Here is a 20774-nt window from a genome sequence, read left to right as displayed (position 1 = left end):
AAGGCGCTGCTTCTCGGCCGAAATTTCGGCTGAGAAGCGACTGTTTCACCGGTGAACCGGTGAAACCTCGCGCCCCACCGCCGGTCAGGGCAGCCGGGCGGAGACGGCGTCGCCGACCTCGGAGGTACGCCGGGTGGCGCCGGGTACTCGTGCGGAGAGGTCGGCGAGGACGGCCTCGTCGACCGCGCGGGCGGCGTCGTGGTGACCGAGGTGGTCGAGCAGGAGGGCCGCGGACAGGATCGCGGCGGTCGGGTCGGCGACGCCCTGCCCGGCGATGTCGGGCGCCGAGCCGTGCACCGGCTCGAACATCGACGGCGCGGTGCGCCCGGGGTTGATGTTCGCCGAGGCGGCGAGGCCGATCCCACCGGTCACGGCGCCGGCCAGGTCGGTGAGGATGTCACCGAACAGGTTGTCGGTGACGATCACGTCGAAGCGGGCCGGGTCGGTGGTCAGGAAGATCGTGGCGGCGTCCACATGGAGGTAGTCCACGCTGACCTCGGGGAACTCGCGCGCGACCTCGTCGACCACCCGCGACCACAGGCCGCCGGCGTGCACCAGCACGTTGGTCTTGTGCACCCAGGTCAGGTGGCGCCGCGGCCGGCCCGCGGCGCGGACGAACGCGTCGCGCACCACCCGCTCCACGCCGTACGCCGTGTTGACGCTGACCTCGGTCGCGACCTCGGCCGGCGTACCCCCGCGAAGCCGTCCGCCGTTGCCGGTGTAGGGACCTTCGGTGCCCTCGCGGACCACGACGAAGTCCACGTCGCCGGGATCGGCGAGCGGGGTCGGGACGCCGGGATAGGTGCGCGACGGGCGGAGGTTGACGTAGTGGTCGAGCTCGAAGCGCAGTCGCAGCAGCAGCCCGCGTTCGAGGATGCCCGCGGGGAGGCGGGGATCGCCCGGCTTGCCGCCCACCGCACCCAGCAGGATCGCGTCGTGTCCGCGGATCTCGTCGAGCACGGAGTCGGGCAGCACCTCGCCGGTGGCGAGGTAACGCTCGGCGCCCAGGTCGTAGCGGGTCTGCTCGATCTTGACCGGCGAGGCCGCCTCGAGCACCTTGACGGCCTCGGCGGTCACCTCGGGCCCGATGCCGTCGCCACCGATCACGGCCAACCGCACCGGCGCGGCAGGGTCGACCGTGCGGCTGGCGGTGGAGTCGGCCGGGGAGTCGTCGGTCATGAACGGCAGGCTAGTTGTCGTCGGGACGCTGGCCGCCGTTGTCCCGCAGGTCGAGCGAGGCCTGGAGGGCCTCCGTCGACCCGAGACTCCGCGGGCTCTCGGACGGGTACGGCGCGTCGGACGGCGCGCGGTGCTTGGCCGGACCCCAGTCGGGATACATGTCGTACATCGTGGTGCTCCTGAAGATCGATCGCTGCGAGGACGGTGGCGACGAGCCGCCACGAGGCGGAGCCGGCGTACCCCGCCGTGGATCACACGGCGCAGGAGTCCAGAGGACCGGGGAGCGGATCACGCTGCGAGAGGAGATCTGGAGCGGATCCGCCACGGAGCGGCTCGTCGGGGACGAAGGCCGGAAACGCCGAACTCCGCGACGAGGTGGCCTTCGTCAGGCCCCGCCGCGGCGAACGATGAGTACGAACACGCTCCGCATGATGTGACCACGGTACGGCGTGCGGCCGGGCGGCGCATCCGGATTCCACCAGCGGCTCAGCATGCGAGACGGCTGTCCAGCAATGGCAGACTGCCCGCCATGAGCGCACCCCCGGAGCTCCCCGACGTCGTCACCCGCGCGTTCGACGTCTCCCGCCGTGCCGGTTACGTCTCGTTCTGCCGCAACGAGACGGGCCGCCTGCTGGCCACCCTGGCCGCGACCCGCGGGGGGACGATGGCGGAGTTCGGCACCGGCTGCGGCGTCGGTACGGCGTGGCTGCGGTCGGGGATGCGCGACGACGGCACCCGGATCCTCACCGCCGAGCTCGACCCCCGGCTGGCCGAGGCCGCCGCCGAGATCTTCTCCGACGACGACCAGGTCGAGGTGCTGGCCGCCGACTGGTCGACCATGCTGGACCGCGGCCCCTTCTCCCTGCTGTTCCTGGACTCCGGGAAGCCGTCGGCCTCCCACCCCGACAAGGTGGTCGAGCTGATGGAGACCGGCGGCATCGTGGTGCTGGACGACTTCACACCCTGCCAGTCCTGGCCTCCGATCTTCGACGGCCGGGTCGACACGTTGCGCGAGGAGTGGCTCAGCGACGGCCGCTTCACCGCCGCCGAGGTCCTGGTCGCTCCGGACGCGTCCGCCCTGATCGCCACGCGACGCTGACGGACCCGCCCGTCGGGCCCTTCAGCGCGCTCAGTGCGCGGGGGCCTGCATCTCCTCCTCGGGCAGCTCGACCTCGCCGATCATCTCCTCGATCATCTGCGTGGACAACGCCACCTGCATCGCCCAGTAGTAGATGACCAGGCTCCAGACCGCGACGACGAGGATGTCCCAGCCGAACGCCAGCACCGGGTCCGTCGGGGCGTGGCCGAACGAGCTGACGTAGACGATGACACCCATCCCGGCCAGGTAGGGAAGCAGCCACGAGGCGGCGCGCCACTCCAGGGTCGGCTTGTGCTCGTTGAGGTGGAAGAGCCGGTTCGCCACCAGGATCGTGTAGCCGATCAGGATCGAGACGCCCAGCTTCCAGACCGTCTCCCACCCGGTGAACAGGATGATCAGGTTGGCGATGATGAACGCCAGCGGCGACAGGAACCCCGCGGCCGGCAGCCGGTAGGGCCGGTCGGCGTCCGGCAGCCTGCGCCGGAACGCGCCCAGGGACAGCGGCGCGCCGCCGTACATCAGCACGGACGCGCTGGTGATCAGCTCCACCAGCGACTGCCAGCTCGGGAACGGCAGGAAGCAGATGCACCCGGTGACGAACGCCGCGAGCAGGCCGACCCACGGCACTCCCCGGGCGTTGGTCCACTCGAACACGGACGGGACGTAGCCGTTGCGGGAGAGCCCGTAGGCCAGGCGCGAGCTGCCGGTGGTGTAGATCAGCCCGGTGCCGGCCGGGCTGACGAACGCGTCGATGTAGATGACCGTGGCCAGCCAGCCGATGCTCAGCAGGGTCGCGATCTCGGCGAAGGGACCGCTGAAGGCGGTGTAGAGGCCCTTGCCCTGCGAGTCCCACTGGGCGCCGATCGCCGAGTGCGGGAGGGCGAAGAGGAACACGACCTGGAGCAGGACGTAGATGATCGTGCCCAGCACGACCGAGCCGATCACCGCCCGAGGGACGTCCCGCTTCGGGTTGGCCGACTCACCGGCGAGCTGGTCGGCCTGCTCGAAGCCCAGGTAGCTGAAGATGATGCCGCCGGTCGCGATCGCGGTGAAGATCCCCTTGAGGCCGTCGGGGTTGAAGCCGTTGGCCATGTGCAGGTTGCTGGTGTCGAAGTTGTTGATCGACAGGACCAGGATCGTCAGCAGCGGGATCGCGATCTTCCACCACGTCATCGCGCTGTTGGTCGCGGCCAGGATCCGGACCCCGAAGAAGTTGATGGCCACCATCAGGGCCATCAGGATCACCGCGATCACGATGCCCGTGGTGCTGAGCACGTTGGTCAGCGGGTCGATCCAGCCCTTCGCGAAGCCGTAGTGGCCGGCGTAGGTGAGCACGGCCGAGACCTCGATCGGAGCCACCGTGGCGGCGTTCAGCCACGCGAACCAGCCGAACGACGCCCCCGCCACCCCACCGAACGCGTAGTGCGGGAAGCGCGCGGTGCCGCCGGAGACGGGGTACATCCCGCCCAGCTCGGCGTGCACCAGGGCGAGGATGATGATCGCGACGCCGCCGAGCACCCAGGAGATCAGGACGGCCGGGCCGGCGACCTGCAGCGCCGTCTGCGGGGCGAAGAGCCAGCCGGAGCCGATGATCGAGCCCATCGAGGCCCAGGTCAGGCCGATCAGGCCGATCTCGCGCTTGAGCGAGTGATCGCGTTTCTTGCCCTGAGGGGCCGGAGCAGTGTCCGTGGACATGGGGCGCACCCTTCTCGACGAGGCCTCCCGAGCCGGCATCCGCCAACGCCTCGCGGGGCGACGTACCCACTCTCAGCCGGGCAATTCCCCACGATCCGGGAACCGCACGACCAGCGGCGGGAGCAGGGCCTGGCTCAACGGACCGATGGCCAGGGCGTAGGCGATCGTCCCGAGGCCAGCGACCCCGCCGAGCAGCAGACCCAGGGCCACCACGGTCAGCTCCATCGCCGTGCGGACCAGGCGCAGCGACCGCCCGGTCCGGCGTGCCAACCCGGTCATCAGGCCGTCGCGTGGGCCGCGGCCCAGCTGGGCGCCGATGTAAGCGGCGGTCGCCAGGGCCTGCAGGGTGATGCCGGCCAGCAGCAGCACCAGCCGCAGCGCGACCGCCGACACGTGCGGGAAGACCGAGAGGAACACGTCGGTGGACACCCCGATCACGATCGCGTTGGAGATCGTGCCGAGGCCCGGCAGCTCCCGCAACGGGATCCAGCCCAGCATCACCACGAAGCTGACGATGACCAGGGCCTGCCCGATGTCGATCGGGAACCAACGGGTCAGTCCCGAGTGCAGCACGTCCCAGGGCGCCAGGCCGAGGTGGGCACGCACCATCAGGGCGATCGAGAAGCCGTAGAGCAACAGCCCGGCGTACAGCTGGACCAGCCGACGGGCGAGCCGACCGGCGCGCAGCTGCGCGATCGGCCCGAGGTCGGTCAGGGCCCGCATCGGCGCGGCGGTAGTGGTCACCGCTCCATGCTCGCTGCGATTGGCCTTCCCTCAAATAGCCATTCGTGAAACAGTGGACTGCATGCAAGGGTCCATTGCCCCCACCCGTCTGGCTGCGCTGCTCGGTGACTTCGACCGGGCACCGGCGTACGCCGGCCTGACCGACGCGCTCCGGGGCCTGATCTGCGACGGGCGGCTGGGCGTCGACCTGCGGCTGCCCAGCGAGCGCGACCTCAGCGTCGCCCTCGGCCTGTCCCGGACGACGGTGACGCGCGCCTACGCCGGTCTCGCCGAGAGCGGCTTCGCCCGGGCCCGGCAAGGGTCGGGCACCTACACCCGGCTGCCCGGCGGACGGCAGCGTGGCCTCGACCGCACTCTCACCCCGTCGAGCACCGACGACGACGTGATCGACCTGAACGCCGCTGCGCCCGCCGCGCTGCCCGGCGTCGGAGCGGTGTACGCCGACGCGCTCCAGGACCTGCCGCGCTACCTGGGCGGCCACGGCTACTTCCCCACCGGCGTGCCGGCGCTCCAGGAGGCCGTCGCCGCGTCGTACGACGCCCGGGGGCTGCCGACCGACCCGGCGCAGATCATGGTGGTCCCCGGCGCCCTGTCGGCACTCACGATCGTGGCCCAGGCCCTGGTCGGAGCCCGCGACCGGGTGCTGGTCGAGTCTCCCGGCTACCCCAATGCGTTCGCGGCGCTGCGGCGCGCCGGTGCCCGGCTGGTCGCGGCACCCATGGACGTCGACGGTTGGGACCTCGACACGATCGGCCGGGTGCTGACCACGACCCGCCCCGCGCTGGCCTACCTGATCCCCGACTTCCAGAACCCGACCGCCAACCTGATGCCGAACGCGCGGCGCGAGGAGCTCGCGGCGCTCCTGCGGCGGACCGGGACGGTCGCCGTGGTCGACGAGTCCCACCAGGCCCTCGCCCTCGACGGACGGGCGATGCCGCGGCCCTTCGCCGCGTTCGCGCCCGACACGGTGACGCTGGGCAGCACGAGCAAGAGCTTCTGGGGTGGACTGCGGGTGGGCTGGGTGCGCTGCCCCGACGGGGTGCTGGACCGACTGATGGCGGCGCGGGTCGCGCTGGACCTGGGCAGCCCGGTGCTCGAGCAGCTGGTGGCTGCGCGCCTGCTCCACCGACGTGACGAGCTGTGGGACGTCCGCCGCGCCGGGCTGCGCGAGCAGCGCGACGCCCTGGCCGACGCCCTGCGCACGCAGCTTCCCGCGTGGCGGTTCCGGCTGCCGAGAGGCGGACTCACGATCTGGTGCGAGCTCCCGGCCGGGGAGCGTCGCGGCGGCGCCGTCGACCTGGTCACCGAGGGTGAGGGCCGGGGCGTGGTCGTCTCGCCGGGCCCGGTCTTCGCCGTGGACGGCGGCCTGGACTCGTTCGTCCGGGTCCCCTACAGCCGGCCGCCGGACGAGCTCCGGCTGGCGGTGGACCGGCTCGCGGAGGCCTGGGCCGTCGTCCGTGAGCAGGGCTCGCCGCCCGCGGCCCGGCCGGAGACCCGCCGTACCCGCGTCATGGTCGCGTGACCGCCGGCAGCCCTTGCAGGTGCCGCAGGACCGACGGCCGCTGCACGTCGAGCCAGGCGACAAGGTCGCTGAAGGGCACGCACTGGGTGTGCGGCCGCCCGCACGTCTGCTCGACGAACGTGGTCAGCGCGTCGACGTAGGTGCCGCGGTTCCAGTCGTTGAAGTGGTTGCCCAGGATCAGCGGTGCGCGGTTGCCCGTGTACGCCGCGTGGTACATGTCGCGGTACGTCGCGAGCACCTGGAGTCCGTCGCGGGCCGACTGGGCCGGGGTCAGGCCGGCACTCGTTGCTCCGCGCTGGCTGAAGTAGTAGTTGTAGTCCATCGCCGTGATCGGCATCCCGGTGCGTCCGTCCGGCAGGGCCCCGTGCACGGGGAAGACCGGCATCCCGAGCTGCCAGATGCCCCCGAGGCGAGTCGGCCAGGCCAGACCGTTGCGGCTGAACGAGGCGTCGTACTCGAGGCCGTGCGAGCGCAGGCTCGGGAACAGCGCGCGCCGGCTGCCCTCGAGGCACGGCGTCCGCTCCCCGTGGACGTCCGCGGCCGGCAGGTGGAGGCGGGGCACGGTCAGGCCGTTGTTCCGGTCCACGTTCGCCACGAGCGAGAAGAACTGGTCGAGCTCGGTGTCCCAGTCCGCCGTGTTCCAGGTGCTGCCGCCGGTGGGCAGGCCCGCTCCGACGCAGAAGTGCCCGTTGAAGTGGGTGCCGATCTCGTCGCCCTCCGCCAGGGCCCGGTTGAGGTCGCGGATCTCGATCGGCACGTCCGCCGGCGACATCCAGCCGATCGCCGAGGTGCCGGCCGGATAGCCCGGCGGGTGGTAGTGGTCGCGGGTGTCGTAGCTGAGCAGGTAGACGCCGGAGAGGAATCCGGTGAAGCGGAAGGGGACCCGATCGGCGACGTCGAACCAGTGCTGCCACATCTCGTGCCACGCCGCTCCGTCGAAGCTGACCACGACGAACTGCGGCGGGCGCTGACCGGGCCTGAGCGGCCGCGCAACGAAGCCGTCGGGCAACGTCACCGGCGCCGGTGACGCGGACGGGGTCGGAGTCACCGTGGGACTCGACGGCGGTGAGGAGCTGCCGGAGGACCCCCCGACGACGGTCGGGAGAGCGTCGTACGGCCTGGCACCCGCCGAGCCGTGCAGCAGCCGGACGCCGACCGCCACACCGGAGACCAGCAGCACGACGGCCACCAGCACCGTCAGGCGCGCGCGCACGGCTCTCACCTCGCCCCGCATCGAGGACGCCCACGGGAGGCGTCACTACTGAGACGAGGAGTGACGTCGAAAGGTTGCCGCCGTGCCGGTCACGCCGGCGTGACGTCGCGCACTCAGACCAGGTCGACGGCCCGCAGCGAGGTCGCGTCGATGGCTGCCTCGATCTCGGCCAGCGCCTCGGACGGGATCGCGGAGTCGACGGACAGCGCGACCAGCGCATGGCCGCCGAGGGTGTCCCGGGAGACCTGCATGCCGGCGATGTTGACCTCGGCGTCGCCGAGGATCCGGCCGACGGTGCCGACCATGCCCGGCTTGTCGGCGTAGGTGAAGAACGCCAGGTGCTCGGTCGGCTCGAGATCGACGATGAAGTCGTTGACCGCGACCAGGCGCTCGCGCTGGGCGATGCCGACCAGGGTGCCGCTCACCGAGACCTGCGAGCCGTCGGCGAGGGTGCCCCGGATCGTGATCAGGTTGCGGTGGTCGGGGCTCTCGCTCTCCGCGACCAGGCGTACGGCGGTGCCCCGCTCGGCCGCGAGCAGCGGCGCGTTGACGTAGGAGACCTGCTCCTCGACGACGTCGGTGAAGACTCCCTTGAGGGCCGCGAGCTCGAGCACCTTGACGTCGTACTCGGTGATCTCGCCGCGGACGTCGACATCGATCTGCTGGGCGACCTCGCCGGCCAGCGCGGTGAAGATCCGGCCGAGCTTCTCGGTCATCGGGATGGCGGGGCGCACGTCCTCGGCGATCACGCCGCCCTGGACGTTGACGGCGTCGGGGACCAGCTCGCCACTGAGAGCCAGCCGGACCGACTTGGCGACCGCGATCCCCGCCTTCTCCTGCGCCTCGTCGGTCGAGGCACCCAGGTGCGGCGTCGCGACGACGTTCTCGAGCTCGAACAACGGGCTGTCGGTGCACGGCTCCTTGGCGTAGACGTCGACCCCCGCGGCGGCGATCCGGCCTTCCTTGAGCGCGGCGTACAGCGCGTTCTCGTCGACGATGCCACCGCGGGCGGCGTTCACCAGGACCAGTGACGACTTGGCCTTGGCCAGCTCGTCGGCGCCGATCAGGCCCACGGTCTCGGGGGTCTTGGGCAGGTGCACGCTGATGAAGTCGGACTCGGCGAGCAGGGTGTCGAGATCGACCAGGCGCACGCCCATCTGGGCGGCGCGACCGGCTTGGACATAAGGGTCGTAGGCGATCACGGACATGCCGAACGCGGCCAGGCGCTGGGCGACCAGGACGCCGATCCGGCCGAGGCCGACGATGCCGACGGTCTTCTCGTACAGCTCGATGCCGGTGTACTTCGAGCGCTTCCACTCGCCGCTGCGCAGGGCGGCGTGGGCGGGACTCAGGTGACGCGCGGCGGCGAGCAGGAGGGCGACCGCGAGCTCGGCGGCGCTGACGATGTTGGAGGTCGGTGCGTTCACGACCATCACGCCCGACTGCGTGGCGGCCTTCACGTCGACGTTGTCGAGGCCGACCCCGGCGCGGGCGACGACCTTCAGGCGGAGCGCGGCTCCCAGCGCCTCGGCGTCGACCTTGGTGGCCGAGCGCACCAGGATCGCATCGACGTCGGGGATCGCGGCGAGCAGCTCGGCGCGGTCGGCGCCGTTGCAGTGGCGGATCTCGAAGTCCGGGCCGAGCGCCTCGACGGTGGCGGGGCTGAGCTCTTCGGCGATGAGTACGACGGGCTTGCTCACAGCGGCGGTGTCCTCGTGGTCAGAAGATGACGGAAGGGGATCGGAGTCCCGGCAGAGGCACGACGCTGTGCCCGGTCGACTCTACCCGAGGCCGGGGAGCGCCTGGAGCCCGTCCGGAGGGCGACGCACCGAGGTCAGCGCCACGACCCCTTCCAGTGTCTACCGTGTGTCGATGACGCAACGCTCGAGCTCCTCCTCGACGCCGTTCCTGCTGCTCGCCGGGCTGGTGCTGGCGGTCACCGGCTACCTGGCCTGGCATGCCTGGCAGGCGCCGGTCGACACCCAGGAGGCGGCCGACGTGGCCACGCGTGCCACCGATGTGACGGTCCGGGCCGGAGGGGGCAACTCGGACGCCTGCTCGGAGATGCGGGGCTTCACGGCCCCCGACCAGGTGGACGCGGCCGTCGCCCGCTGCGAGGCCGTCGCCGCCCAGGCCCGGGCGAACGGCCTCTCACTGGCGGTGCGCGACCTGACGGTCACCCAGGTCGACGTCGGCCGCTCCTCGGGCAGGGTCACGGTCGTGGGCACGCTGCTCACCCCCGGACCGCCGGCCTCGATGCGCTTCACCTGGCCGCTCGTGCACCGGGACGGCCACTGGCGCGTGGCAGGCGGCGCGGACGTGAACGTCGACTGACCCTTGACCATGGGGGTTATCTTGGGGTTATATGCTGGATCATGAGCCCGAAGATCAACGTCTACCTCCCGGACGAGCTCGCCGAGCAGGTCAAGGTCGCCGGCATCCCGGTCTCGGCGATCTGCCAGCAGGCCCTGGCCGACGCCGTGGCGGTCTCCTCCGACGTCGACCGGCCTCCGGGCTCGGGCGGCACAGGTCTCGACCTCTCCCGGAGCTTCACCAAGCGGGCGTACGGCGTGCTCGCCGACGCCGAGAAGCTCGCGGAGGCAGCCGGGCACGAGCCCACCACCGTCGACCTGGTCGCCGCCCTGGTCGAGTCCGGCGGGCTCGCCGTCGTGGTGCTCGAGTCTGCCGACCTCGAGCCCCTGGACCTCTACGCCGAGCTCCGGGCCCGGGCCGATCAGGATCCTGGGGCAGCCGGACCACTGGAGGCCCTCGCCGAGCGGGCCGTGGAGCAGGCACGCGGGCTCGGCCACACCTACGTCGGGACCGAGCACCTCCTGCTCGGGCTGACCGCAGGTCCGACCCGGGAGCTGGCCCGGGCCACGTTGAAGGACCTGGGGATCACCCACGAGTCGGCGCTGCGCGGCGTCGCGACCGCACTGTCGGCGTACTCCTACGCTCGCGAGACGCTCACCTTCAGCGGCCTGTCGGCACCGATCCGGGCGGCCCTGGAGGAGATCCGGTCCCGGCTGTCGCGGCTCGAGGACCGGACGGCCTGAACGACGCCCCGGCCGTCAGCAGAACGCGGTGGTGCCGCCGCCGGCGTACCGGCAGGTGTCGACGATCGTGCGGGCTGCGTTCTTCAGGATCGCGAGGTCACCGTCGTTGTTCCAGACCGGGGTGCCGGCCCCCCAGTGGCGGGTGGACGCGGTGTTGGACCCGGTGCCGGTGTAGAGCGTCAGCGAGTGGCCGGGAGCGACCTTGGTGCTCGGGAAGATGTAGAACTGGTGGTCGGTGCTGGGTGCGGAGATGATCTCCCAGCCCTTCATCTGCACGGTGTGCGTCGACTTGTTCTTGAACACGATGTACTCCGTGTTCAGGTTGGTGCCGGTCTGTGCGTAGTGGATCTTGACGATCTTCATCGGGCCGGCCGCCAGGGCGGGGCTCGCCGGCAGCAGGGGTGCGAGACAGCCGAGAAGGGCGGCGAGCAGGACCAGGCGCTTGGACATCGGAACTCCTCAGTTGTCGGGCAGGTCGAAGTAGCTGCGCATGATGCGCCGCCACGGGTTGGAAGGCAGGTCGAGACCCAGGGAGGCGATCCCGACGCAGTACTTGCTGACGTTGACCGGTCGCTCGCCGAGGCTCCGGAGCAGCCGGTCCACCGGAGACCCGCCTCCGCCCTCGGACTTGCTCTCGAGGAGCACGTGGTCGGGGCGGAGCGTCGCGGTGGTCGACCCCCAGCCGCAGGACAGGTCGGTGTCGACGGTCAGCCGGGCGCGGCTCTCGAGCGAGACCAGGGTCGCGCGGCGGTTGCTGGTCGTGACGACCGGGGCGAGCGGGGCATCGGGCAGGTCGGCGTGGCCCCGGATCGAGTCCGCCACGAAGTCGTGTCCGTGAGTACCGAGGTCGGCCTGGCTCCACGACGGGTGCGGCGTGCGCGACTTGACCGTCGCCCCACGCAGCCCCTTGCGCTTGACCTCGAGCATGCAGCCGTCGGAGTCGGTGTACTGCCGCACCCGGACCTTGAACCGCCGGCGCCGACGCTGGAGGTGGGCCCGGTAGGTGTGCAGGTCGGCGGTGTCGAAGTAGGTCGAGGTGTAGCCGAACAGGCGGCGGTCGTCGATCTCCAGAGCCCGCCAGTCGTCCCCGAGAGAGTCGACGAGGCGCTCGAAGGTGCTGAGCCGGATGATGTACTTCTGGTCCACGCGGGTCAGCAGTGCCGCACCGGACTCCAGCGTGGGGAGGTCGATCGGGCGCAGCGTGCCGATCCGGCCCTCCAGGTCGGTGGCGGTCTGCGACGGCGGCGGAACCGGGTCGGCTTCCGGCTCCAGCGCAGCGCTCATGCGATGACCTCGTGGAGGTCGCGCTCGGCGGCGGTGGCGCGGCGCTGCCAGGGACGGGTCCCCTTGTCGCGGGTGATCGGGACGTACCGGACGTCGACGACCGTCGTGTCGCGCACGTAGTCGGTCTCCCGGACGTAGAGACGCTTGACCTTGCCACCGAGGCGCCGCTCGAGGTCCAGGCGCAGCCGCCCCTCGTCGGGATAGACCGTGTCGAGGGTGACGACCTGCCGCCGCGCCTTCACCCCGATGAAGCCGTTGTCGAGCACGAGCATCACGGCCACGATGCCGACGTCGAGCACCCGCGCCAGCGGGGCGTCGTGGAAGACCATGCCGTTGATCAGGCCCAGGACCAGCGCCACGAAGTAGTAGGCGCCCTCCTCGGGTGAGATCGGCTCGGAGCGGAGCCGGATGATCGACAGGATCGCGAACAGCCCGAAGCCGAACGCCACGCCGATCTTCATCTGGTTGACGATCAGGACCGCCACGCAGAACAGGCTGACGTTGAGGGCGACGTACGCGATCACGAGGTCGGACCGGCGGTAGCGCCGGTAGTACACGGCGAAGGCGATCACGAAGATGCAGGCGAGATCGAGGAGCAGAGCCTGACCGACGTGTCGGGTCAGAGGGGTCATCAGGACCACCATGGTGGGGCCACCTGTTCTCTAGAAGAGGTCGCGGCTCCCCCCGGTGCCACTCACGCCTACTTGTCGCCGTGCGAGCAGAACGTTACGGGGAGTTGGGCAAATATTTGCCCAATTGACGTTTTGTTCAGGTTCCCGGCAGGTACGACGACGCGCCCACGACGGCCACCAGCTCGCCGTGCGGGATCGAGATCCAGCCGTCCGGATGGCTCGCCCAGGTTCGCCAGGCATCCGCGATCCCGGCCAGCTCGGCCCGGTCGGCGTACCCGTCGCGCAGGAGCTGCTCACCGAGGGCCGAGCCGGTCACCCGCTCGGCCCACATTCCGCCCCACCAGGCGCGCGACTCGGGGGTGGCGAAGCACCAGGTGCTCGAGGTGGCGGTGACGTCGCCCAGCCCGGCGGCGCGCGCCCAGGCCAGCAGGTGCCGGCCGGCGTCGGGCTCCCCGCCGTTGGCGCGTGCGGCCGCCTCGTAGAGCTCCAGCCAGCGGTCGAGCCCGGGCAGCCGGGGGTACCACGCGAACGCCGCGTAGTCGCTGTCGCGCACCGCGACCACTCCCCCGGGCCGGGTCACCCGCGCCATCTCGCGCAGGGCCGCGACCGGGTCCGCGACGTGCTGGAGGACCTGGTGCGCGTGGACGACGTCGAACCCGTCGTCGGGGAGGGTGAGCACGTGCACGTCGCCGACGATGACCTGGGCGCTCGTCACCCCCTGCCGGGCGAGCTCCTCGCGGGTCAGGCCGGCCGCCTCGACGTTGATCTCGAGCGCGACCACCTCACCGACCAGGCGGGCCAGGTCGGCGGTGATCGTGCCCGGACCCGAGCCCACGTCGAGCAGCCGGTCGGTGGGTCGCAGGTGCGGCAGGAGGTACGCCGCGCTGTTGGCCGCTGTCCGAGCGCGGTGGGAGCGCAACACGCTCTCCGCGTGCCCGTGCGTGTAGGTCACCGTGCGGTCACCGCGTTGCGGTGCCCTCGACGTAGTCGGTGTCGTGGCTCTTGACCCACGACATCAGCTTGCGCAGCTCGCGACCGGTGCCCTCGATCGGGTGCTGCTCGCCCTTGGCGCGCAGGGCCTGGAACTCCGGGCCGCCGGCGTCCTGGTCGTCGATGAAGCGTTGGGCGAAGGAGCCGTTCTGGATGTTGGCCAGCACCTCCTTCATGTTCTCCTTCACGTGGGCGTCGATCACGAGCGGACCCGACACGTAGTCGCCGTACTCCGCGGTGTCGGAGACCGACCAGCGCTGCTTGGCGATGCCGCCCTCGTACATCAGGTCGACGATCAGCTTCAGCTCGTGGAGGCACTCGAAGTAGGCCACCTCGGGCTGGTAGCCGGCCTCGGTGAGCACCTCGAAGCCGTACTGGACGAGCTGTGAGGCGCCGCCGCAGAGCACCGCCTGCTCACCGAACAGGTCGGTCTCGGTCTCCTCGGTGAACGTGGTCTTGATGCCGCCGGCGCGCAGGCCGCCGATGCCCTTGGCGTAGGACAGGGCGAGGTCCCAGGCCTTGCCGGAGGCGTCCTTCTCGACGGCGACCAGCACGGGGACGCCGCGACCGTCGACGTACTCGCGACGGACGAGGTGGCCGGGACCCTTGGGCGCGATCATGATCACGTCGACGCCGTCGGGCGGCGTGATGTAGCCGAAGCGGATGTTGAAGCCGTGCCCGAAGACGAGCGTGTCGCCGGGGGTGATGTTGGGCTCGATCGACTCGGCGTAGAGCGCCCGCTGCTTGTGGTCGGGGGCGAGCACGACGATGACGTCGGACTCCTCGACCGCCTCCGACGGCGTGAGCACGCGCAGCCCCTCGGCCTCGGCCTTGGCGCGGGACTTCGAGCCCTCCGGCAGGCCGACGCGGACGTCGACCCCGGAGTCGCGCAGCGACAGGGCGTGGGCGTGCCCCTGGCTGCCGTAGCCGAGCACCGCGACGTTCTTGCCTTGGATCAGGGACAGGTCGGCGTCGTCGTCGTAGAACATCTGGGCCACGGGGGCTCTCCTTCGGGTGGTGGTGACGTCGGGTGCTGCTGGTGGTGCCTGGGGTACTTCGATGGTGGATCAGGGGAGGTTCTGGCGGGATCCCTGACGTTATCGGCCGAGATTTCGCGCGAGAACGTCAGCGTTCCCCGGTCAACCGGTGAAACCTGCCGCGTTCGGCACCGCCACCGGGCGGAGCTGCCGCTCGCTGATCGACCGGGGACCGCGGCCGATGGCGACCATGCCGGACTGGACCAGCTCGCGGATGCCGAAGGGTTCGAGCACCCGGCGGAAGTCGCCCAGCTTGTCGGCGTTGCCGGTCACCTCGATGGTGACCGCGTCGGGGGCGACGTCGACCACCTTGGCCCGGAACAGCTGTACGGCGTCGAGCACCTGGCCCCGGGTGGCGGCGTCGGCCTTCACCTTGACCAGCATCAGCTCGCGGTTGACCGAGCCCGAGCCGTCGAGCTCGACGATCTTGATCACCTCGACCAGCTTGTTCAGCTGCTTGGTGACCTGCTCGAGCGGAGACTCCTCGACGTTGACCACGATCGTCATCCGGGAGACCTCGGGGTGCTCGGTCGGGCCCACCGCGAGCGACTCGATGTTGAAGCCACGGCGGCTGAAGAGCCCGGCGATCCGGGCCAGGACGCCGGGCTTGTTCTCCACGAGCACCGACAGGGTGTGAGTCGTCATCGTGGCCCCCTAGATGTCGTTCTCGTCGAACTGCGGCGCGAGGTCGCGGGCGTACTGGATGTCGTCGTTGCTCGTCCCCGCGGCGACCATCGGCCAGACCATGGCGTCACGGTGCACGCGGAAGTCGACCACGACCGGCCGGTCGTCGATCGACATCGCCTTCTCGATCGTGGTGTCGACGTCACCGGGCGAGTCGCAGGCGAGACCGACGCAGCCGTAGGCCTCGGCGAGCTTGACGAAGTCCGGGATCCGCTTGCTGTCCAGGTCGGTGTTGGAGTAGCGCTCGTTGTAGAACAGCGTCTGCCACTGCCGCACCATCCCGAGCGACTCGTTGTTGATGATCGCGACCTTGATCGGGATGTCGTTGATCGCGCAGGTGGCCAGCTCCTGGTTGGTCATCTGGAAGCAGCCGTCGCCGTCGATCGACCAGACGGTGGCGTCGGGGCGCCCGACCTTGGCGCCCATGGCGGCCGGCACGGAGTAGCCCATGGTGCCCAGGCCGCCGGAGTTGATCCAGGTGTCGGGCTTCTCGAAGTCGACGTAGTGCGCGGCCCACATCTGGTGCTGGCCGACGCCGGCGCAGTAGATCGTGTCCGGGCCCGCGATCGCGCTCAGACGCTCGATGACGTACTGCGGAGCGAGGCTGCCGTCCGCGGGCGCGCCGTACGCCACGGGGTAGGTCTTCTTAATGCCCGCCACGTAGTCCACCCAGGCCTCGTAGTCGCCGGTCCGGCCGGCCGCGGCCTCGGCGCGCAGCAGGGCGGTCAGGTCGGAGATGACCTCCTTGCAGTCGCCCACGATCGGCACGTCGGCGACACGGTTCTTGCCGATCTCGGCCGGGTCGATGTCGGCGTGGATCACCAGGGCGCCGGGCGCGAAGGAGTCGAGGTTGCCGGTCACCCGGTCGTCGAACCGGGCGCCGAGGGAGATGATCAGGTCGCTGCGCTGGAGCCCGGCCACCGCGGCCACGGTGCCGTGCATGCCGGGCATCCCGAGGTGCTGGGCGTGGCTGTCGGGGAAGGCGCCGCGCGCCATCAGCGTGGTCACCACCGGGATGCCGGTGAGCGTGGCCAGCTCGAGCAGCTGGCGGGACGCGCGGGCACGGATGGTGCCGCCGCCGACGTAGAGCACCGGCCGCTTGGCCTCGAGGATCAGGCGCACGGCCTCCTTGATCTGCTTGGCGTGCGGCCGGGTCACGGGCCGGTAGCCGGGCAGGTGGAGCTCGGTCGGCCAGGTGTACGTCGTCATCGCCTGCAGCGCCGACTTGGCGACGTCCACGAGCACCGGGCCGGGCCGCCCGGTGGCGGCGATGTGGAAGGCCTCGGCGATGGTGCGCGGGATGTCGGCCGGGTCGGTGACCAGGAAGTTGTGCTTGGTGATCGGCATCGTGATGCCGCGGATGTCGGCCTCCTGGAACGCGTCGGTCCCGATCGAGGCCGCACCGACCTGGCCGGTCACCGCCACCAGAGGCACGGAGTCCATGTGCGCGTCGGCCAGCGGGGTGACCAGGTTGGTGGCGCCGGGACCGGAGGTGGCCATGCAGACGCCGACCCGCCCGGTCGCCGCGGCGTACCCCTGCGCGGCATGGCCGGCGCCCTGCTCGTGCCGGACCAGGATGTGCCGGATGGAGGAGTCCATCAGGGGGTCGTACGCCGGGAGGATCGCGCCGCCGGGGATGCCGAAGATGTGCTGGGTCCCGGCCGCCTCGAGCGACCTGATCAAGCTCTGGGCGCCGGTCATCGACGCGCCCACCTGCTCCTTCATCACCATGTCCTGTCTCTGCGTCTGCGGCCAACAAAAAACCCCTCGGCCGACTCGGCGAGGGGTGACGCGTAGGTCGAGCCTGGGCTCAACCCGCGCGTCGGGTGCGTACAAGGAGGTGCGTGCGCATGGAACCACGGTCCCGGACCCCTCCGACGCCGTCAAGCGAGGATGTCAGGCGTCCCAGCATCTGGTACGCCCGTCTCATCCCGCAGGACGCAGACTCAGTCGCGCTCCAGCCCCGTGGTCACGCAGGCCTTGTTGCCCTGGGCGTCGGCGAGCACGGTGAAGCGCGGTGCGCGCTCGTCGCTGACCAGCACGCCGCCCGCGGCGAGAGCGGCCGCGATCCGCTCGTCGGCGACGTCGGCGGGCACCCGGACGTCGAGGTGGAAGCGCTGGCGGGGCTCGTCGTGCTCGGTGGTGTGCTGGAACCACAGGGTGGGCTGCGAGCCGGCGAGGTCGCGCAGCTCCTCGCCGTGCTTCGGGTGGTCGCCCATGCCGAGCACGGCCGCCCAGAACGGCTTGATCTCCTGGTAGTCCCAGGTGTCGAGGGCGAGCTCGACGACGCCGGTGGCCGTCGGGTCGGCCTCGATGCCGAGCTCCGCGGCGGCCGCGCTGATGGCCCGCGCGAGGTCGACGTCGCGGGAGGTCACCCCGAAGACGTCGTGGCTGAAGATCGTCACGTTGACGTGCGGGTAGCGCAGGTCGACGTCGGGGTGGTGGTCGGCCTCGTCGGCCAGCGCCGCGATCCGGGTCACCAGCTCGAGCCCCTGGTTGAAGCCTCCGGTCGCGAACCGGGTGCGCAGCGCCTCGAACAGCTGCCGCCAGTCGGCCAGCCCCGCGGCCTCGACCTCGGCGAAGGTGAGGACCTGCTTCTGCTCGTCGGTGGGAGTCATGCCCCCACCTTGCCTCACCGTCAGGTGCTGCTGTCCAGCCCCGCGAGGACCTCGCGCACCGCCTCCAGGCCGCGCTCCAGCTCGTCGTACGACGTGGAGAGCGGCGACAGGCCGATCCGCAGGCCACCGGGGTCGCGGTAGTCGGGGATCACGTCGCGCTGCCACAGCGCGGCGGTGACCTCCTGCATCCGGGGATGGTGCAGTGTCACGTGGCTGCCCCGCCGCGCCGGGTCACGAGTGGTGGCGACGCTCACGCCGTACGACGTCAGCAGGCCGTCGGCCACCTCGATCGCGTGCGTCGTCATCGCCACCGACTTCGCCCGGACCCGGTCGAGCCCGGCCTCGTCGATCAACGCCACCATGTCCTCGATCGCCAGCATCCCGAGGATCGCCGGCGTCCCGGAGATGAAGCGGCGGATCCCCTTCGTGGGCACGTAGTCAGGGCCCATCAGGAACGGGTCGGTGTTGCCCATCCAGCCCTGGATCGGCTGGGTGAAGGTGTCGAGATGGCGGGCGGCGACGTAGGCGAAGGCCGGCGACCCGGGGCCGCCGTTGAGGTACTTGTAGGTGCAGCCGACGGCGAGGTCGACCTCCCAGGCGTCCAGGTCCGACGGCACCACCCCCACCGAGTGGCACATGTCGACCAGCACGAGCGCACCGGCGTCCTGGGCGATCCGGGTGACCGCGGGGACGTCGGCCAGCCACGACGACCGGTAGGAGACGTGGTTGAGCATCACCAGGGCGGTCCGCTCCCCCACGACCTCGGCCACCTGCTCCGGAGAGACCCCGGCCGTGGTGTCCACCTCGACCCAGCGCAGGGTCATCCCGCACTCCTCGGCGATGCCCATCGCGAGATAGCGGTCGGTCGGGAAGTTGTCGCGGTCGACCACGATCTCGGTGCGGCCCGGCCGGGCCCGGAGCGCTGCGCGCATCAGCTTGTAGAGCAGCACGGTGGTCGAGTCACCCAGCGCCACCTGTCCCGGAGCAGCTCCGAGGCAGACCCGGCCGAGAGTGTCGCCGAGCACCAGCGGCTGGTCGAACCAGCGCTCGTCCCAGCCACGGATCAGCCGACCGCCCCACTCGTCACGCACGAAGTCGTGCAGCCGGCCGAGGGTCGTCCGGAGCGGGCGACCGAGCGAGTTGCCGTCGAGATAGACCAGCGGGGTCTCGGCCCCCAGGAACCGGTCGCGGTAGGGCGCCAACGGGTCGGTGACGTCGAGCGGGTGGGTCATGGGAGCAGTCTGTCCCACGGCGCCAGGGCCCTGCGCGGACGCCCGGCTGGGCACTACCGTTGCCGCGTGAACCGAGCCCGGGCCTTCCACGCCCTCACCGCGGTGGTGGCCCTCGTCGCTCTCGTGCTCCAGCTGGTACAGGTGACCAAGGGGTCCGTGGTCCTGGTCGACGCCCACCCGCCCGGGCTGGTCGACCGGCTGCTGCGCTTCGTCGCCTACTTCACCATCCAGAGCAACGTCCTGGTGCTGGTCACCGCCACCCAGCTGGTACAGGACCCAGCCCGCGACGGTCGTGCGTGGCGGGTCGTCCGCGCGGCGGCGGTCAGCGGGATCACGGTCACCGGGCTCGTGCACTGGTTCCTGCTACGCAAGCTGCTCGACCTGCACGGCGCCGACTACCTCGCCGACCGGCTGCTCCACCTGGCGGTCCCGCTCCTGGCCGTCGCCGGCTGGCTGGTCCTCGGACCACGGCCGCGCGTCGACTGGGGGGTCTGCCTGCGGGCCGCCGTCTGGCCGGTCGCCTGGCTCGCCGTGATCCTGCTCCAGGCCGCTGCCACGGGCTGGTACCCCTACCCGTTCCTGGACCACTCCACCCACGGCTGGGGGCGGGTGGTCGTCGTCTGCGTCGGCATCCTCGTGCTGTTCTTCGCCGTCTTCGCGGTGCTGCGCGAGTACGACCGCCGGATGCGACCGGCCCCGGCATCGGCGCCGACCACCGTCGTCACTGGTAGCTGACGAAGCTCACCCGCGGCCGGATCCCGCGCACCTGCTGCGGGGTGAAGCGGTGGATGTCCCAGTGGTAGAAGAGCTTGAAGCCCTGGCGGAACTGCGCCGGCCGAGTGATCGCGTGGTACGTCGCGAGCTTCTGCCCGCGGGTACCGAAGCCGTCGGCGTGCTGCAGCATGGCCAGCCCCGGCCGGTGCACGATCCGCTGGATGTCGGGCAGCATCGTCAACCGGAACTCGTGGAGCACGAACAGCTTCTGCGGCAGGTCGTGGCGGCGGACCAGGCGGGAGAGCCAGGCCGAGGTCCGGTTCACCTCGTCGGCATCCACCGAGCCGATCACGTGGGCCGGCACCTGGTGCGGCCCCATCCGCCACTCGGGGTCGAGCGCCAGCCCGACCGACGGGTCCTTCAGCGCCCACGCCCACCGCTTCGCCACGGTCGGGAAGTCGGCCCGGCCGGTCTGGAGGTCGAGCAGTAGCAGGGCATGGTGACGGTGGGCGGTCCGGAGGTACTCGTGCACGTAGGGCGTCGGGATGTCGTGGCTGTAGTCACCGTTCGGGCCGGGCGAGGCGTCGGCGACGGTGACGATCAGCTCGTAGACCGGCTGGAGCTGCTCTCCGGGCTCGAGGAACGGCCGCCCGGCGCGCATCAGTCGACGCTGCATGGTGTCGGGGTCCGTGGTGCCCAGCACGCCCATGCTGGCGGTCTGGGCGGTGCCGTAGTAGGCGACCAGGAACCGGTGGTGCCCGAAGACCCGGTAGCCACCTCCGGGCAGCGCGGGGCGGACCGCGATCGGCGCCCCCGCCATCACGACGTACGCCGCGTGGTCACCCGAGCCCGACGTCGACGGCGGTGGCGCCGCGGGCCCGGGACCGGCCGCGACGGGCGTTCCCGCGGACCGGTCGTCACCGCGCCCCACCAGACCGGCGACCAGCAGCAGCGCGACCAGCGCGGCCGCGACCCCGACCAGCGGTGCGCGCAGGAGCAGGCGGCCGGCGGAGCTCATCACCTCACTGTGACGGTTCGGCGGACCGATCGGTTGTCGAACGCGCCGATCGGCCGG

Annotated in this window: 21 protein-coding genes; 5 read left to right on the top strand and 16 right to left on the bottom strand. The window is 71.2% G+C overall.

The window, feature by feature from the left end:
• Positions 1-84 precede the first annotated feature (84 nt).
• Positions 85-1179: a 3-isopropylmalate dehydrogenase gene (locus E3N83_RS01340; RefSeq protein ID WP_151081632.1), complete on the bottom strand. Its 1095-nt coding sequence runs from the start codon at positions 1177-1179 to the stop codon at positions 85-87.
• Between the two features lie 10 nt (positions 1180-1189).
• Complete coding sequence (locus tag E3N83_RS19385) at positions 1190-1348, bottom strand: hypothetical protein (RefSeq protein WP_191907901.1); 159 nt, start codon at positions 1346-1348, stop codon at positions 1190-1192.
• Between the two features lie 360 nt (positions 1349-1708).
• On the opposite strand from E3N83_RS19385, the gene E3N83_RS01335 reads away from it, so the two are divergent.
• Positions 1709-2278, top strand: a complete 570-nt coding sequence (locus tag E3N83_RS01335; protein ID WP_151081631.1) for an O-methyltransferase — start codon at positions 1709-1711, stop codon at positions 2276-2278.
• Between the two features lie 30 nt (positions 2279-2308).
• Here the strand turns inward: E3N83_RS01335 and E3N83_RS01330 are convergent, their stop codons facing one another.
• Both E3N83_RS01330 and yczE read right to left on the bottom strand, forming a co-directional pair.
• Complete coding sequence (locus E3N83_RS01330) at positions 2309-3973, bottom strand: APC family permease (RefSeq protein ID WP_151081630.1); 1665 nt, start codon at positions 3971-3973, stop codon at positions 2309-2311.
• A gap of 72 nt (positions 3974-4045) precedes the next feature.
• Positions 4046-4717 carry a membrane protein YczE gene (gene yczE, locus E3N83_RS01325; protein WP_238343005.1) on the bottom strand — a complete coding sequence of 224 codons (672 nt, stop codon included), beginning with the start codon at positions 4715-4717 and terminating at the stop codon, positions 4046-4048.
• A 61-nt stretch (positions 4718-4778) separates the two neighbouring features.
• Here yczE and yczR point away from each other — a divergent pair, with 61 nt between their 5' ends.
• Positions 4779-6239, top strand: a complete 1461-nt coding sequence (gene yczR / locus E3N83_RS01320) for a MocR-like transcription factor YczR (RefSeq protein ID WP_151081629.1) — start codon at positions 4779-4781, stop codon at positions 6237-6239.
• Here yczR and E3N83_RS01315 read toward each other — a convergent pair.
• Entirely contained in the window at positions 6226-7452 is a 1227-nt protein-coding gene (locus E3N83_RS01315; protein ID WP_151081628.1) for a polysaccharide deacetylase family protein, read from the bottom strand. The two genes, yczR and E3N83_RS01315, sit on opposite strands and share 14 nt — an antisense overlap.
• A 113-nt stretch (positions 7453-7565) precedes the next feature.
• Positions 7566-9152: a phosphoglycerate dehydrogenase gene (serA, locus tag E3N83_RS01310; protein WP_151081627.1), complete on the bottom strand. Its 1587-nt coding sequence runs from the start codon at positions 9150-9152 to the stop codon at positions 7566-7568.
• Between the two features lie 172 nt (positions 9153-9324).
• Here serA and E3N83_RS01305 point away from each other — a divergent pair, with 172 nt between their 5' ends.
• Together E3N83_RS01305 and E3N83_RS01300 are read left to right on the top strand one after the other, a co-directional pair.
• Positions 9325-9786 carry a hypothetical protein gene (locus E3N83_RS01305; RefSeq protein ID WP_151081626.1) on the top strand — a complete coding sequence of 154 codons (462 nt, stop codon included), beginning with the start codon at positions 9325-9327 and terminating at the stop codon, positions 9784-9786.
• Between the two features lie 41 nt (positions 9787-9827).
• The gene (locus E3N83_RS01300; RefSeq protein ID WP_151081625.1) at positions 9828-10508 is read left to right on the top strand and encodes a Clp protease N-terminal domain-containing protein; all 681 of its coding nucleotides are present in this window, start codon (positions 9828-9830) and stop codon (positions 10506-10508) included.
• Between the two features lie 15 nt (positions 10509-10523).
• On the opposite strand, the gene E3N83_RS01295 is transcribed toward E3N83_RS01300, so the two are convergent.
• The 9 genes from E3N83_RS01295 to E3N83_RS01255 form a co-directional block, all read right to left on the bottom strand.
• The gene (locus E3N83_RS01295; protein WP_151081624.1) at positions 10524-10958 is read right to left on the bottom strand and encodes a lamin tail domain-containing protein; all 435 of its coding nucleotides are present in this window, start codon (positions 10956-10958) and stop codon (positions 10524-10526) included.
• A gap of 9 nt (positions 10959-10967) precedes the next feature.
• On the bottom strand, positions 10968-11792 hold the full coding sequence (locus E3N83_RS01290; protein ID WP_151081623.1) for a polyphosphate polymerase domain-containing protein: 825 nt from the start codon (positions 11790-11792) through the stop codon (positions 10968-10970).
• Entirely contained in the window at positions 11789-12424 is a 636-nt protein-coding gene (locus E3N83_RS01285) for a DUF4956 domain-containing protein (protein ID WP_151081622.1), read from the bottom strand. Before E3N83_RS01285 ends, E3N83_RS01290 begins: the two co-directional genes overlap by 4 nt.
• A 136-nt stretch (positions 12425-12560) precedes the next feature.
• Positions 12561-13346, bottom strand: a complete 786-nt coding sequence (locus tag E3N83_RS01280) for a class I SAM-dependent methyltransferase (protein WP_238343004.1) — start codon at positions 13344-13346, stop codon at positions 12561-12563.
• Positions 13347-13383: 37 nt separating this feature from the next.
• Positions 13384-14412 (bottom strand): ketol-acid reductoisomerase, encoded by a 1029-nt coding sequence (gene ilvC, locus E3N83_RS01275; protein ID WP_272950277.1) that lies wholly within the window; start codon positions 14410-14412, stop codon positions 13384-13386.
• Between the two features lie 141 nt (positions 14413-14553).
• Complete coding sequence (gene ilvN, locus E3N83_RS01270; RefSeq protein WP_151081620.1) at positions 14554-15096, bottom strand: acetolactate synthase small subunit; 543 nt, start codon at positions 15094-15096, stop codon at positions 14554-14556.
• A gap of 9 nt (positions 15097-15105) precedes the next feature.
• A complete protein-coding gene (locus tag E3N83_RS01265; protein WP_272950276.1) occupies positions 15106-16866 on the bottom strand; it encodes an acetolactate synthase large subunit in 1761 nt (586 codons plus the stop codon).
• 215 nt (positions 16867-17081) lie between these two features.
• Positions 17082-17753, bottom strand: a complete 672-nt coding sequence (locus tag E3N83_RS01260; protein WP_151081618.1) for a 4a-hydroxytetrahydrobiopterin dehydratase — start codon at positions 17751-17753, stop codon at positions 17082-17084.
• Positions 17754-17773: 20 nt separating this feature from the next.
• Positions 17774-18985: a kynureninase gene (locus E3N83_RS01255; protein ID WP_151081617.1), complete on the bottom strand. Its 1212-nt coding sequence runs from the start codon at positions 18983-18985 to the stop codon at positions 17774-17776.
• Positions 18986-19051: 66 nt separating this feature from the next.
• Here E3N83_RS01255 and E3N83_RS01250 point away from each other — a divergent pair, with 66 nt between their 5' ends.
• Positions 19052-19720, top strand: a complete 669-nt coding sequence (locus tag E3N83_RS01250; RefSeq protein ID WP_151081616.1) for a Pr6Pr family membrane protein — start codon at positions 19052-19054, stop codon at positions 19718-19720.
• Here E3N83_RS01250 and E3N83_RS01245 read toward each other — a convergent pair.
• The gene (locus tag E3N83_RS01245) at positions 19707-20717 is read right to left on the bottom strand and encodes a hypothetical protein (protein WP_151081615.1); all 1011 of its coding nucleotides are present in this window, start codon (positions 20715-20717) and stop codon (positions 19707-19709) included. The two genes, E3N83_RS01250 and E3N83_RS01245, sit on opposite strands and share 14 nt — an antisense overlap.
• Between the last annotated feature and the right edge of the window lie 57 nt (positions 20718-20774).

It is taken from the genome of Nocardioides cynanchi, from assembly GCF_008761635.1.
GTDB classification, from domain to species: domain Bacteria; phylum Actinomycetota; class Actinomycetes; order Propionibacteriales; family Nocardioidaceae; genus Nocardioides; species Nocardioides cynanchi.
The sequence above is the reverse complement of the archived record's forward strand: the minus strand, read 5'-3'. Positions and strand labels throughout refer to the sequence as shown.